The following is a 13,417-nucleotide window of genomic DNA, read 5'->3' on the forward strand; positions in this document are numbered from 1 at the left end:
AATTTGTTACTCGCGTTTATTAAAATAGCCCAAAGCTTGCGTCGTGGATAAAATGCGATTAATTTAACTATATTATTTAAGATTAATTAACGATAGTACTCAAGGTTATTTACGTTAGGGACATCCATGGACTCAGTAACTCAAATTGTATTAGGTGGTGCTATTGGAGCTGCTATAGCCCATAAACAACTTGGCCGTAGTGCTGTCATTATCGGTGGTGTCTTGGGTACAATTCCAGATTTAGATGTGTTTATGCCAGCCGCAGATGCCGTAGCAAGCTTTACGGAACACCGCAGTTTCTCTCATTCTTTGTTTGTATTATTTCCCTTCGCGTTTATTTGCTTTGCTGCACTAAAATTGAAATTCAAAACAGATGTCATTTCCAATCAACGGCTATTTTGGCTGTGTTGTTTAACTCACTCTGCGTTGGGAAACTAACAGGAATCATGGAGTATTCTGCGGATGCTTTTACTAGTTATGGCACACAGTTGTTTTGGCCGTTAGCTGGCAATCCTATTTCTATCGCTTCTATCTTTGTTATTGATCCCTTGTATACACTGCCTTTGTTAGTGGGTTGTGTTTACTTGTGGCGCAGTAAAAATAGCGACGAGAGTAAGCAAAAGGCAAGACGCGTAAACCATATTGGTTTAGCGCTCAGTAGTGGTTATTTATTACTGAGTGTATTAATTCAAACTCAGATGCTGAGTAAAGTTGAACTGGCTTTAAAAAGTAATGGTATACCTGCCGACAAAGTATTCCTTTCGCCGCTTTATCCAAGCCTGAATTGGTGGATTGCTATCGTAGTCGATGACGGTATTTATTATGATGTGACCTTGAATGTGCTAATGAATACTGTCGATATATCGGAAAAACAAAACCTCGGTTATGGCGTGATAGACGTCACTACACCTGCGTTAACCTCGCTTGATTGGTTTACCAATGGCTTTATTCGCTTAGAAGAAGTTGAAGGGCAATTAGTGGCGACAGACTTGAGAATCAAAACCGGTCATGTTGGTTATGCTTTCAAGTTCGCATTAGCAGAGAAGGAAACGGATGGCTGGAAAGTCATTTCACCATTAAGACTGTAAGACCCATTCATCTTCTATTCAGATTGTTTGGTTTAACCTACATCTATAGTAAACTTTGTCTAAGGTACTTTTATACTAAAAGTATGTTCTATTATGATAGTAATCATTGTTCTCCTTCCTTTAACCTTGAAGTAGGTATATGCGAGACTCAAACCAAAAATTTTCCAAGTTAATCAATAAAGCGTCCCGCAAAGCCACATCCTTGAAAGAAGATGGGCTGGCGAGCATTGCTAAGCTGCAGAACCGTTACTTTTGTATTGGTATTACCGGGTTGAGTAAAAGTGGTAAATCGACCTTTATCACTAGCTTGATTAATCAACTTATTCATCATGAGAATGCCAATTTAGCGGGTTTTTCACCGGTATTGAGCGAACGCCTGCTGGGTGTGAAAATGCACCCGTTAGCAGATACTAATATTCCGGTATTTCCATATGAAAAAAACTACCAGAGCCTAACGCAAGCACAAGCCAAGTGGCCAGCATCAACCACTGATAGCAGCGGCTGTTTACTTGAATTAAGATTGTCCCGTGCTGGACGACGCTTAAACCCGTTAAAAGCCGAGCAGTTTTCTTTATTCCTTGAGATCCGCGATTATCCAGGTGAATGGTTACTCGATTTACCGCTACGTGAAATGAGCTTTGCCCGTTGGAGTGAGCAATGCCAAGCGCAATATCAAGCATCACCGCGACGTGAGTTGATGGGCGATTTGTATGACGAATTAAGTCAATTAGACCTAATGTCTGCGGTTGATGAAACAGTATTAACATCACTGAATGCTAAATTTGTGCAGTTTCTGCATGACTGTAAATATAAACACAGCAGTTTGAGTCTGATCCAACCTGGGCGTTTCTTATTGCCTGGCTCGGTAGAGAATAATGAACTGTTAAATTTTGTGCCGTTACTGGGTTGCCAGAAATACAGCCAAGAAGAACTCAACGGCGCTGCTGAGAACAGCTATTACAAACATTGTCAGCGTAATTATCAAGGTTATGTGAAGCAGTTAGTTGATCCTTTTTATAAGAATTTTTTTAGTCGTATCGACCGCCAATTAGTGCTGGTGGATGTGGTGAATACCTTAAATTCAGGCCCTGAATATTTAGATGATATGCGTCAAGCATTAACCAGTATTACCGAGAGTTTTTCGTATGGTAATCAAAATCGCTTGGTGCAATTATTTAAACCTAAGATTGATAAAGTGGTATTTGCTGCAACCAAGATAGATCAGGTATTAAGTGAAGATCATGATGCTGTTAGACAACTGCTCGGCGTAATTGTGAAACAGGCTTATAAGAGTGCGCAGCATGAAGGCGTGCAACCGATTTGTGAAGCGACAGCAGCAGTGCGATCTTCTAAAGAGATAAAACATCAAGGCGATCGTGGTATTGCAGGTTGTGGGGTGAATGGCAAGCCGATTGGTTACATTCATCCTACTATTCCGACCCGTATTCCTGAAGGCGAACAATGGCAGCCATTTTTAGATTGGCAGATTCCCTTATTAAATCCGCCGCAAGGACTGTCGTTTAGCAACCAAGACGTATTACCACACATTCGAATTGATAGTATTTTAAATGAATTAATAGGGGACAAATGCCTATGACTAAGCAAGGTAAAACCATCGATATGCAAGCTGATGACGTGGTAGTAACGCCAACGCGTGAAGCCAAAGTATTTATGCCCGATCTCGATAATGATTTAAGCCAAGTACCAGCTTCAATCACTGCAGACGATGGTGTTGATGAAACATACAGTGGACTGACTCTGGAAGCATTGCCAATCAAAGGCTTAAAATCGTTTGTTATTGGTGTGGCGAGTATCTTTGGGGTCATGTCACTGTGGCAAATATATACCATCTTCCAAAGTGCGTTAGCCTTACATTGGATTGTCGCGACAGGCTTTGCAGGTTTGATTGTAATCGTTGCAGTGTTGGCATTACGCAGTGTATTCAGCTTCTTATTTGATAAAGCCAACATGGCGGCACTAGCAGGCATACAAGATAAAGCTGAGCAGTTAAAAGCGACCAATGATGTTGGCCAAGCCAAAGGACTTATTGCTAAGTTAACGCAGTTCTATCAAGGTAAACCACAAGCGCCGTTACTGGCTAAATGTATCAAATCCATGCCTGATTACAGTAATGATAAAGAAGCTATGGTGCATCTTGAAAACGTGTTTTTAGCACCATTAGATAAAGAAGCGTTACGTCGGGTGTCGAAATACAGTGTGCAAACAGGTGTTGTGGTCGCAGCAAGTCCGTGGGCGGCTGTTGATATGCTACTGGCTTTATGGCGCAGCATGAAAATGATTGATGAGGTAGGGCAGGTATACGGTATGCGCCCTTCGTTGGCGAACCGTTACAAGTTATTAAAAAGTGTACTGCGTTATTTAGCATTAATCGGTGTGAGTGAGTTAGCTCTGGATGAAATGTTACAAGAGTTTGGTACTACGAGCTTAGCGGGTATCACTGGCGCTCGTTTAAGCCAAGGTATTGGTGCGGGTGTGTATACTGCGCGTATTGGCTTAGCAGCTGTGACAGCATGTCGACCGATTAGTTTTTCAGCTGAGAATAAACCGAAATTGAAAGATTTTATCAAACGAATCTTACAACGCATGAATGGTTAAGTCGTCACTAACCAAGACTGGCGGTACTTGTAACGGTTAATTTCCTTATTTTCGTTTGAAATAGTCTATCATTGAAGCTTATAGGGTTATTTATATTATTGTTTTTCCTATCTTTAATGATAGGTTTAATGACAGGTTTAATGATAGGCTTATCACTTATTACAAGAAGTCTTACAAGAAGTAAGCACGTTTCTGAGCGATTAAAGGAGTTAATTATGTTGGAATACGTTGCGCTGGTCATACTGGTGTTTGTTGCTATTGTGCTGTTTTATGGTGTCATTGTTATACATGATATTCCTTACGAAATTGCAGTTCACCGAAATCACCCACACCAAGATGCAATTCATGTTGCTGGCTGGGTAAGTCTCTTTACCTTACATGTACTTTGGCCATTCCTGTGGATTTGGGCAACCTTATACCGCACAGACCGTGGTTGGGGCTTCTCTGATGGCCATTCAAGTAAAGAACACATCGAAAAGTTAGAACTTGAACTAACCGAAGTCAAACAACGTCTTAATGCGTTAGAAGGAGGGAGTGAATAATGGATTTATTACTCATATTAACGTATACCGCTTTTTGTATCGCCATATTCAAAATATTTAAGATCCCGCTAAATAAATGGAGTGTACCCACTGCGGTACTCGGTGGTATCATTTTGATTGGTGGTCTGGTTTTCACCATGAATTATAACCATCCATTTTCTGAAATTAGCCGTGAATACTATGTGACAACCCCTATTGTGCCTGCCGTTAATGGGACTGTCATTGAAGTGCCGGTTAAAGCGAATCAATTATTGATGAAAGGTGACGTGCTTTTCAAGTTAGACCCAAAACCATTCGAAGACAAGCTTGATTCAATTGAAGCAAATCTAGTGGTGGCGACGTCAGACTTTAAACGTGCTAAAGAGCTGTATACTAAAGGTATTGGTAAACAACGAGATGTTGATCTTACCCGTGGTCAAGTTGATGATTTAACTGCTAAACGCGAACTGGCGTTATTCGATCTTGATAGTACGATTGTCCGTGCGCCGACCGATGGTTATGTTGTGCAACAAGCATTACGTCCTGGTATGCGAGCGGTGAGTCTGCCTTTACGTCCAGTGATGGTATTCAAGCATACAGATGATAAGACTCTTGTTGGTTGGTATCGCCAAAACAGCATGCTACGTCTTGAAAAAGGCTCTAAAGCGGAAGTGATCTTTGATGGTCTACCAGGTAAAGTATTCAGTGCGAAAGTGATTGGTGCTATTCCTGCTATCCCTGAAGGACAAATACAAGCATCGGGTACGTTAATCTCTGTGCAAACGGCACGTGTTCCTGGTCGGATTCCGGTATTATTTGAAATTGATGATCCACGTTTTGAGCAATACAGCGATGTGATGATGGGTGGTGCGTATGGTCAAACGGCTATCTATTCAACCCATTTTGAACATGTGGCTATTATGCGTAAAATATTGTTACGTATGGCGTCTTGGATGAACTACTTCTTCCCATTCCATTAACGCTGTGTAATAGATGCTTAGTTAGGAATATAGTACTAGCTAATACGATGATTTAAAGGGGGGCTGTAGCTTAGGTTACAGCCCCTTTTTTTATATTAAAAGCTGTATTGGTATTAAGGCTATATCTTTATGGGTATAATGAAAGGTGTTTCACGATCAGTGCGTCTATCGTTAGGACTATTACTAGGAAATCACTAGGAATTCAAATATGACCAACCCAAATGAAAATAACTGTAATCAATGCCATGAGCCGCTTGCTTGGAAAGCTGGGCTGTATCATTGCGTTAGCTGCAATCAAGATTATAAGAAGATTAGTTTTTGCCCTGATTGTAATGCAGAGCTAGAAAAGTTACAGGCCTGTGGTGCGACCAATTACTTTTGTAATACCTGCAACTCACTTAAATCGAAAAGCCGTGTAACGCATCAGTTCAAGCTTGCTTAAGTGATGCGTAATGCTAATGCCGTTGTATTGTTTAGTGTGTACAGCGTCGTGGCTGGGTAATCGTTACCATTTCATATTGCTAACTTGCAACATGGACCTGAGTTATTTATCATCACGTTAACTGAGCTAATAGTACTGAATAATAGTGCTGAATGAAGAGTAAAATCCATGACACAGAAAGCATCAACAGAAGTGCAAGCTGAATCTACACGCATTGCTAACGGTATTAAAAAACCAGGTCAAAGCCGCGAACAGACTAAATTGATCGCAGCAGGTATCGAGAAGGGCATCGCTGAGTACAAGAAACAGCATAAAGCCAAATCTCGCCAGCTTGATAAACAGAAAAAACAAAAAATAAGAACGAATGCAGCGGCTGCAGAACAAGACAATAACGTAGAGATTGAAAGTGATCAAAAGCAAGTAAGGTCAAGCCGACTACCTTGGGCATTGTTAGCGCTAAGCTGGGCTGGCTTTGCAGGTTATCTTGTACAAAATGGCGTGCTTGTCATAGGTTAAATATTACTTAACGGCTTCGTAGTATTCACTCGTCGACCAATAGCTTAGGGTGATTGCCCTAAGCTATTCCTGCCCCTTTTCTCGTTAGATTTTTTACTCATTCATAATTTGTTCATGACAGTTCGCCATACATTTTCTCATGTAAAGAATGGGAGTGATTAGTCATATCAAAATTGCTCACGCAAACCCTATTGTGAACCAGTCTTAAACTAGGTAAATATAATGTAAAGTAATTTCGCACCCATAGCGACTTGTAACCAACATTTAAAAGCATTAGAAATAAGCATTTCAATCGAGTCGTGCTTTGTCTTGTTAAATGCTTTTAGAAGTGTCCGATAGAATTAAACCACATCACCTTTATGTTCAATAAGCTGTATATGGACTATTTTACCTTAAGAGCAAGAAAGCCTCCTGCAAGGCAGCTAAATTCACTGAGTCATGACAGTAATTTTTTTGGGGGGAATATGTCCGCGTCCACAAGCGGTTATTCCTGATTACTCAATAATGTCAAAATTTGTTAACCGAATGGTAAATTCTCACACTTCCACTACGCTTAGGAGACAAAAAAACCAAACCAGACCAGACCGGACCAAAGTCAGGGGCGGAAAGTCACGGATCCTCGCTTCGTCCGAGTTGTCATGAATGACGCTTCGGATGCTCCAAGATCGCCGTGCTGCAACTTCTTTAGTAATTAAGTGGGGACAGTCATGCTTTCATTGATTAAAAATGCTTACCGAAGAGTTCTCAGGAAAAAAACTATTTTATTCGCCAGTGTAGCTTTATCGCTGTGTTTTTCCATTGAGGCAACAGCCGAACAGGTCTTCGTGGTCGATAGCTCAAACCTGTACGAGATCGATGAGAACACCGGGGTGGTAATCAACACTGTTGGCTCCACTGGCGTTTTCTTAACAGGGATAGCTTTTGATCCTACCACGGGCATCCTTTGGGGTGTAGAGGCCAATGGCGCTCCTGGTATACCGAGAATATTCACGATCGACCATTTAACAGCTGCTACTACAGTAGTGGGGGCAACTGGCGTTAATGGAATTTCGGATATCTCGTTCCGGGCCGACGGGCGTCTCTATGCTCGCGCAACGAGCAGCTCCCAACTTTATTTAATCGACAAATTGACCGGGGCCGCCTCGTTCGCCGGATTCTCCTCAGGGACTACCCAAGGAGGTGGCATCGCCTTCGATCTTATCAACGATCGGCTTTTTCTGGTTAGCGTCGAGCCGAACGCCCATGAGTTGGACCCTGATACCGGCGCCCGCCTGAGTACCCTCAATTGGGGGAGCTGTAGCTCAAGTTCACGCATCAACGGGATGGATATCGGTAATTTAGGCAACTTCTACGCAACAGACCGTAACGATGGTGTGGTCTCGTACGATGGCACGGGAACTTGCACGCTGCTTGGTTCTACGGGTTTGACGCAGGTCGATGGCATCGCGGTGAATCCGGACCCCGACCTCGACGCTGACGGCATACTCAATGTCGATGACAACTGTCCGCGTACTGCTAATCCCCTTCAGGAGGACAGTGATGGTGACGGTGTGGGTGATGTCTGCGACAACTGCCCGAGCATCGCCAATCCCTTGCAAGGCGAGACTGCAGCTTGTATCGCACTGGCCGAACCAGAGGGCGTCTGCATGGTGGCGCAAGTTCAGTTGATCAGCCCACTGCCGCAACAAGGCGATGTCAGCGTTGAGCAGCTCACGATCGAAACCGTCACCTTCGTTCAGCCAGAAGGTGTCGATGCGATTTCAGCTGGACTCAGACTCTTCCGGAGAGCTGACGCGCCTAGAGGCGTTAAAAATGCCGGTACAGATATGGTCTCATGGGCGGCGGGCACGTGCGCGGCACCGACCACTGGGTTCTTTTCTTCGCACGAGAGCATGCTTCAAAACGTATTCCGGAATAGCCCACCGAATCCTGTGTTTGGCGTGCAATATAACCTCCCAGGCAGCGCCACCTGTCTGAGCAATGATACGACCGGTGATAAATACGACGTCCTCTGGAATAGCTGGACTTGTGGTAACAGTGGCAATTGCACGGACCCGAATGCTGGCGGTGCCGGATTCTCCTACACGCGCACCGATACTGGCGGAGGGACGGTCATCTACACCCAACAGGAGTTCAATTTCGTCCTTCGTGAAACCGACATCATCAGTCCGAACCTGCACATCCGCCGAGAATTCGTCCAGGGTGTGCGGAATGTCGAGTCGGATTCTATTGGATGGGCCGTGGGCGCGTGTGCGGCACCTACGAGCAGTTTCATTACCGATTTCAACAGCTTCCTTCAAACCCACTTCCGGTTCCCACGACCCCCTGGCGTGGAGGGAAATCTGCCCGGCAGCGACACCTGTTTGCGGAACTTTACGACCGGTTTAGATCACGATGTGCACTGGGACAGCTGGTCGGCGCGTGGTGCGGGAGGATACGCCTACACCCGGGTTAGCCCGACGCAAACGCCAGTGGTGACGGAAGTCTACGCAAACTCGGAACTTCCAGGAGAACTTGATGTTTCGGCGCTGGCCGACGATGAGTACGAGTTTTGTGTCACGGCCACCGAATCTATTGATACGGGCGGCGCAGCGGTGGTCAGTTACACGCACACGGTAGCGCCGGAGACGGACGTGATCAGTGCTAACCTCGTGCTTGATCGACCTACGTCTGATGCGGTCTTCAACATAGGGTCTGATGTGACGCAATGGGCAGAAGGAACCTGCGCGGTACCGACGAGCACATTTTACTCCTCACATCGTGATTTGATCCGTAATGAATTCCGAAACGTTGGCGGTGTGTTTGGCGTGGAGAACAATCTGCCGGGAAGTGATACCTGCCTGCGCGACCTTACGACAGGCGTAGACTACGACGTCTTCTGGCACAGCTGGGGGTGCGGTAATGGCCAATCATTCACCAACTCTTGCACCAATTCCAGTGCGCCGGAGTTCTCTTACACTCGCACCGAGGTTGGGGGCCTAGGCGCACCAGTCACCTTCACTAAACCAGTGCTGTTCGACGTAATCTCACCAGAGCTGAAGATCAGCCGTACGTTCAGAGGTCCGGTCTTCAATCTTGGCGAGGATCGGGTGGAATGGGCGGGCGGAATCTGTGCAACAGCCAATTTATTCAGAAACGACCTCCGTGATCTTCGAATCGATGGCCAACTGCCGGATCTGAGACTACTGCCGGGGAATGACACGTGTCTGCATAACATCGACACCAACCAGTACTTCGATGTGCACTGGGACAGCTGGCAACAGGGATCGTCCAACGTTGGGTTCGCCTACACGCGCAACGGGCCCGTGCTGGGACCGGTCGAGCAGAGTTGCATTACCTTCACCAAGGCGGGTGAGAACCGGATCGTGATCAACGGAGTGTGCGATGACGAGCCTCCGATTACATCCAATGTCGTTGCCACACCTAATCCGGTTGAGATAAACACCGTGATTACGCTCACTGCGAATGTGGATGACACCGCTACAGGTGGGTCCGACATTACCTCGGCGGATTACACCATAGACGGTGGCGCTAGTGTTGGAATGGCAGCGGACGGTACGTTCGACGAGGTCATAGAAGATGTGACAGCCCCGATTCCGGCATTTTCTGAAGCTGGTGTACATAATCTGTGTGTCTTGGGGACGGACGCGGCGGGCAACGTAGGCGAAGAGATCTGCACCTTCCTCGCAGTATACGATCCGGATGGCGGATTTGTTACTGGTGGCGGCTGGATCTATTCACCAGCTGGCGCTTATACCGCGGATCCGGGACTGACGGGCAAAGCCAACTTCGGCTTCGTCTCGAAGTATAAGAAAGGCCAGCAGACACCGAGCGGCAATACCGAGTTCCAATTCAAGGCAGGTGATTTGAATTTCAACTCGGATAGCTACGATTGGCTGATCATCGGAGGCCATCAAGCAAAATACAAGGGGGTTGGAACGATCAATGGCAGCGGCAACTATGGATTCATGCTATCTGCTATCGATGAAAAACTGACGCCGTCAACAGATGTAGATATGTTCCGCATCAAGATATGGGACAAGGACAACGGTGACGAGGTTGTCTACGACAATAATCGGGGAGGTGCTGACGATGCAGAACCCACCACAGCAGTCGGTGGTGGTTCGATTGTAATTCACAAGAAGAAGTGAAACCTGATTCGAAACGTAGTTTCTGAACGGTAGGAGCGAAAAACCCCACTTCGGTAGGGTTTTTCTTTTATCGTGAAGATCCGTTTTCGGTTGCGATTTGAATTAGTTGACGCAACACCTACGCTTAATCTAGCTGCAGGAGCTTCAGACTAGAGCCACCACTCTTAGCTTGCCTATAAATGTGCAGATTGTAGTGGCGTGCCGAATTTGATGATTCAATAGGGTGAGGGGATCAGTTCGATTCCTTTACTCCCCTTACAAAATCTAATCGGTATTACCATCGGTTAGTTCAATAGATCTAAGCCAGTTTTGTCCAATAGTGAGTTACTGGCACTGTAAATATCGTGTAATAAGTTAGTAAATTGATTGAATTAACACTCAAAAATAGCTTAAAGTGTAACATTGATATTATGTTTAAAAAACAACCAATTACCACGTGTTACATGTAACAAGGTCTAGTTAATTTATGGGATATGAGATTTGTGGTTCTAAATAACTAGAATCCACTCTAGTCACTGATATTCAGGATATTAACAACGGGTGTGATACCGGGGGCTAACTTACTGAGTTACATCAGCGTGTTGACTGGCCAATATCATTCATTTCACAGCTGTTGCCAGCGTTAGCGTCACACCATGTCAGCCATCAATCTGCATGTTACACGGGATATCTGCAGACATAACGTGGCGATTCATTGCCTGAAGAGGTAATGAAAATGAGTTTATTAATAATAATAATAATAATAATAATAATAATAATAAAACCAAAGCCAAGTTACGCATGAAAGTAATCTTTTAATGAAAGTTCATGTAATTTAAGCATTACACTTAAGGGAATCTCAAGTTTTTTATTCGTGATTTCAGCACGAAATAACATTATGTTTATGATCGACCAAATGTTATTTAATCTATCACTTGGTTCTTGACTTGGGCCCTAGTTTTTTGGGCGGTTGGTGGCAACTCCATGGTTTATGTTCAGCATTGTCTTTCACGTTCTGATCAATAAACTTGTAATAGTCTTCTTTTATATGTGTCCACCAATCATCATGAATTTCAGCCCCATGTTGTGTGATGATGGCTTCAATGCCATCTAAATTTATATTCGTTGCATCATAGGCAAGATGCAGTGTGCTTTTCTCTTGATTAAAATTAACGGCATCAACTCCGAAGGTTTGGTTAATAACCTCTAACAAGGCTGTTTTATTTTGCTCATTTAATTTACTTAGCTTTATGTTTCGAACAACTAAATTTTGCTCTTTTACGCCAACTTTGTGGTTTAAATTATTCATGTTCTCGTCCTCTTTTCATGTTAACCCTTATTTTATTGATGCGGGTTAACAGCTAATGAGCGGCGCAGGAGGTTGTTTACTTTTGACTGTCCTGGCTTGTTTAATTAGTTTTTGCTGTTATTTTCTAACGCCTGATTATTAAACTTTGGTAACCAGGCGGGGGTTTTGTGCATATAGTCGCGGTACTCATCCCCAAATTCTGCCAATGCAATGGTTTCTTCCCGCTTGGCTAACTTGATGTAAACAACAACCAAAATTGGAAACATCAGTAAAGTCGGAATAGTCGGCCATTGTAAAAGAAAACCAAACATGATCATGATAAACGCAATGTATTGCGGATGACGACAGCGAGCGTACCAGCCGGTAGAGGCTAAACAGTGTGCTTTTTGAGCTTGGTGAAGTACATTCCAGGCCGAAGACAATAACACTAAGCCTAATATAATGAATATGTTGCTGGCTAGGTGCAGCGGGTCCCAGTGGGCATTACCTTCAAAGCCAAATAAGGTATGTAATAAATGGCCATTTTCATGTGCAAGAAAATTAACCTCAGGGTATTGCTCGGCTAACCAGCCTGATAAGAGGTAGATAGAAAGTGGAAAACCATACATTTCGGTAAACAATGCGACGATAAATGCGGAAAATGCCCCTAAGCTGCGCCAATCGGTCTTGGTCTTGGGTCGTACAAAACTGAAAGCGAAAAATATAAATATCGCGGAGTTCATAATAACGAGCGGCCAAAGTCCATATGCAATATCATGTTGCATCATTTTTCCCCTTTTCTTCTTTTCCTTGTCGGGCTGTTTTGAGACCTTCAATGTAACCTTCACGATAAGCATCATTTTTTTTCGTTAATGCTTGGAATGTTTCGGGATCTTCATTCTTACGTTCGGGTTCATCAACTTCGTTATGTTTGCCATGTCCATGCTTTCCGTGCATAAATACATGCATCAGGGGGCATAAAAGAATTATTAAAAAAGGGAGAAAAGAAAATACGTGCTCTCTATGTTCCATAAACAGGAAATAGCTCACCGCAGCGATTAACAACAGCGCACACCAACCTGTAGGAGTCGACCAGAATTTTTTTTTGTGCTTACTCATCATCGCTCCCTCTTAGGGTAAATTCAGCTTCATCTACAGCGTGCTTGGTGTGTATCCAGTACAACGCCTCAATTGGCGTTATACTCACCAGACCTTCGCCTTCTGCATTGACATGGGCAACACGAATGATGAGCTTGGCTATAAATTTCGCAAGCTTTTGGTTTGTATATATATCCATCTGAATATGAGATGAAAGTTGGTTTCGGTTGTAATTGTCGACATAAGCGCCGCGACCCTGGGCTTTATGGATAGTGAACCCGGTGATGCCGTGCTGCTGCAGTGCATTTTCTACCTCTTGCAGACGTAGTTCATCGAATATGGCAGTTACTTTTTTGATAGACATAATTCAGCTCACTCTATTTTTAGCTGGCCACGATACATCTGCATCTGGCAATGAAAAGGATACTCCCCGGCTGGCATGGGCGGCAGTGCGATAGTTACAGGCTGATTAAGCGGTAAATTTTCACTTATCTCCATATCTGGAAATAACAGGGTTGCCGCGCAGGGCGATTCATCTTTGCGTAAGAATGTTAATGTTGCGGCCTGATCTGAGCTTAACCGAATATGAGAAGGTTGATATGTACCGTTCTCTACTATGATGACCAATGCATCTTCGCCTAATGCTGCCTGCTTAGGTTTGTATAACCAAAACCACCAAACAATGGCTGCAATGAGTAAGAACCCTGCAATATTGACTAACATCATAATTATTTCCTT

The 13,417-nt window shown here is 44.2% G+C and carries 13 protein-coding genes and 1 pseudogene; 9 read left to right on the forward strand and 5 right to left on the reverse strand.

Annotated features, from left to right (window positions below; genetic code table 11):
• The first annotated feature begins 126 nt into the window (after positions 1-126).
• The 9 genes and pseudogenes from CXF93_RS22245 to CXF93_RS09505 form a co-directional block, all read left to right on the forward strand.
• The gene (locus CXF93_RS22245; RefSeq protein WP_232784159.1) at positions 127-438 is read left to right on the forward strand and encodes a metal-dependent hydrolase; all 312 of its coding nucleotides are present in this window, start codon (positions 127-129) and stop codon (positions 436-438) included.
• An 8-nt stretch (positions 439-446) separates the two neighbouring features.
• Positions 447-1,088 (forward strand): metal-dependent hydrolase, encoded by a 642-nt coding sequence (locus CXF93_RS09470; RefSeq protein WP_232784160.1) that lies wholly within the window; start codon positions 447-449, stop codon positions 1,086-1,088.
• A 139-nt stretch (positions 1,089-1,227) separates the two neighbouring features.
• Positions 1,228-2,685, forward strand: a complete 1,458-nt coding sequence (locus CXF93_RS09475) for a YcjX family protein (protein WP_232784161.1) — start codon at positions 1,228-1,230, stop codon at positions 2,683-2,685.
• On the forward strand, positions 2,676-3,704 hold the full coding sequence (locus tag CXF93_RS09480; protein WP_232784162.1) for a TIGR01620 family protein: 1,029 nt from the start codon (positions 2,676-2,678) through the stop codon (positions 3,702-3,704). Before CXF93_RS09475 ends, CXF93_RS09480 begins: the two co-directional genes overlap by 10 nt.
• Positions 3,705-3,919: 215 nt before the next feature.
• Positions 3,920-4,246: a DUF3302 domain-containing protein gene (locus CXF93_RS09485; RefSeq protein WP_101062251.1), complete on the forward strand. Its 327-nt coding sequence runs from the start codon at positions 3,920-3,922 to the stop codon at positions 4,244-4,246.
• Positions 4,246-5,205 carry an HlyD family secretion protein gene (locus CXF93_RS09490; RefSeq protein WP_101062252.1) on the forward strand — a complete coding sequence of 320 codons (960 nt, stop codon included), beginning with the start codon at positions 4,246-4,248 and terminating at the stop codon, positions 5,203-5,205. Before CXF93_RS09485 ends, CXF93_RS09490 begins: the two co-directional genes overlap by 1 nt.
• A gap of 208 nt (positions 5,206-5,413) precedes the next feature.
• Complete coding sequence (locus CXF93_RS09495; protein ID WP_101062254.1) at positions 5,414-5,647, forward strand: zinc ribbon domain-containing protein; 234 nt, start codon at positions 5,414-5,416, stop codon at positions 5,645-5,647.
• Positions 5,648-5,815: 168 nt separating this feature from the next.
• Positions 5,816-6,163, forward strand: coding sequence for a DUF2956 domain-containing protein (locus CXF93_RS09500; protein ID WP_101062256.1), 348 nt, complete (start codon positions 5,816-5,818; stop codon positions 6,161-6,163).
• Between the two features lie 1,460 nt (positions 6,164-7,623).
• A pseudogene (locus CXF93_RS09505) lies at positions 7,624-10,314 on the forward strand (thrombospondin type 3 repeat-containing protein); the annotation flags it as partial.
• 910 nt (positions 10,315-11,224) lie between these two features.
• On the opposite strand, the gene CXF93_RS09510 reads toward CXF93_RS09505, so the two are convergent.
• The 5 genes from CXF93_RS09510 to CXF93_RS09530 form a co-directional block, all read right to left on the reverse strand.
• Entirely contained in the window at positions 11,225-11,602 is a 378-nt protein-coding gene (locus tag CXF93_RS09510; RefSeq protein ID WP_101062259.1) for a hypothetical protein, read from the reverse strand.
• 104 nt (positions 11,603-11,706) lie between these two features.
• Positions 11,707-12,366, reverse strand: coding sequence for an isoprenylcysteine carboxylmethyltransferase family protein (locus CXF93_RS09515; RefSeq protein ID WP_101062261.1), 660 nt, complete (start codon positions 12,364-12,366; stop codon positions 11,707-11,709).
• Complete coding sequence (locus CXF93_RS09520) at positions 12,356-12,700, reverse strand: DUF2933 domain-containing protein (protein WP_101062262.1); 345 nt, start codon at positions 12,698-12,700, stop codon at positions 12,356-12,358. Before CXF93_RS09520 ends, CXF93_RS09515 begins: the two co-directional genes overlap by 11 nt.
• Positions 12,693-13,043: a P-II family nitrogen regulator gene (locus CXF93_RS09525; protein ID WP_101062265.1), complete on the reverse strand. Its 351-nt coding sequence runs from the start codon at positions 13,041-13,043 to the stop codon at positions 12,693-12,695. The genes CXF93_RS09520 and CXF93_RS09525 overlap by 8 nt, the downstream gene beginning before the upstream one ends.
• A gap of 8 nt (positions 13,044-13,051) precedes the next feature.
• Positions 13,052-13,405, reverse strand: a complete 354-nt coding sequence (locus CXF93_RS09530; protein ID WP_101062267.1) for a cupredoxin domain-containing protein — start codon at positions 13,403-13,405, stop codon at positions 13,052-13,054.
• Positions 13,406-13,417: the final 12 nt, after the last annotated feature.

The sequence above is a fragment of the Moritella sp. Urea-trap-13 genome (genome assembly GCF_002836355.1).
Taxonomy (GTDB): Bacteria; Pseudomonadota; Gammaproteobacteria; order Enterobacterales; family Moritellaceae; genus Moritella.

Bases quoted from the DNA above. Each gene is read 5' to 3' on its own strand.
- CXF93_RS09495 (WP_101062254.1), top strand. From the start codon at position 5,414: ATGACCAACCCAAATGAAAATAACTGTAATCAATGCCATGAGCCGCTT.
- CXF93_RS09515 (WP_101062261.1), bottom strand. From the start codon at position 12,366: ATGCAACATGATATTGCATATGGACTTTGGCCGCTCGTTATTATGAAC.
- CXF93_RS22245 (WP_232784159.1), top strand. From the start codon at position 127: ATGGACTCAGTAACTCAAATTGTATTAGGTGGTGCTATTGGAGCTGCT.
- CXF93_RS09485 (WP_101062251.1), top strand. From the start codon at position 3,920: ATGTTGGAATACGTTGCGCTGGTCATACTGGTGTTTGTTGCTATTGTG.
- CXF93_RS09500 (WP_101062256.1), top strand. From the start codon at position 5,816: ATGACACAGAAAGCATCAACAGAAGTGCAAGCTGAATCTACACGCATT.
- CXF93_RS09480 (WP_232784162.1), top strand. From the start codon at position 2,676: ATGCCTATGACTAAGCAAGGTAAAACCATCGATATGCAAGCTGATGAC.
- CXF93_RS09470 (WP_232784160.1), top strand. From the start codon at position 447: ATGGAGTATTCTGCGGATGCTTTTACTAGTTATGGCACACAGTTGTTT.
- CXF93_RS09475 (WP_232784161.1), top strand. From the start codon at position 1,228: ATGCGAGACTCAAACCAAAAATTTTCCAAGTTAATCAATAAAGCGTCC.
- CXF93_RS09530 (WP_101062267.1), bottom strand. From the start codon at position 13,405: ATGATGTTAGTCAATATTGCAGGGTTCTTACTCATTGCAGCCATTGTT.
- CXF93_RS09490 (WP_101062252.1), top strand. From the start codon at position 4,246: ATGGATTTATTACTCATATTAACGTATACCGCTTTTTGTATCGCCATA.
- CXF93_RS09520 (WP_101062262.1), bottom strand. From the start codon at position 12,700: ATGAGTAAGCACAAAAAAAAATTCTGGTCGACTCCTACAGGTTGGTGT.
- CXF93_RS09510 (WP_101062259.1), bottom strand. From the start codon at position 11,602: ATGAATAATTTAAACCACAAAGTTGGCGTAAAAGAGCAAAATTTAGTT.
- CXF93_RS09525 (WP_101062265.1), bottom strand. From the start codon at position 13,043: ATGTCTATCAAAAAAGTAACTGCCATATTCGATGAACTACGTCTGCAA.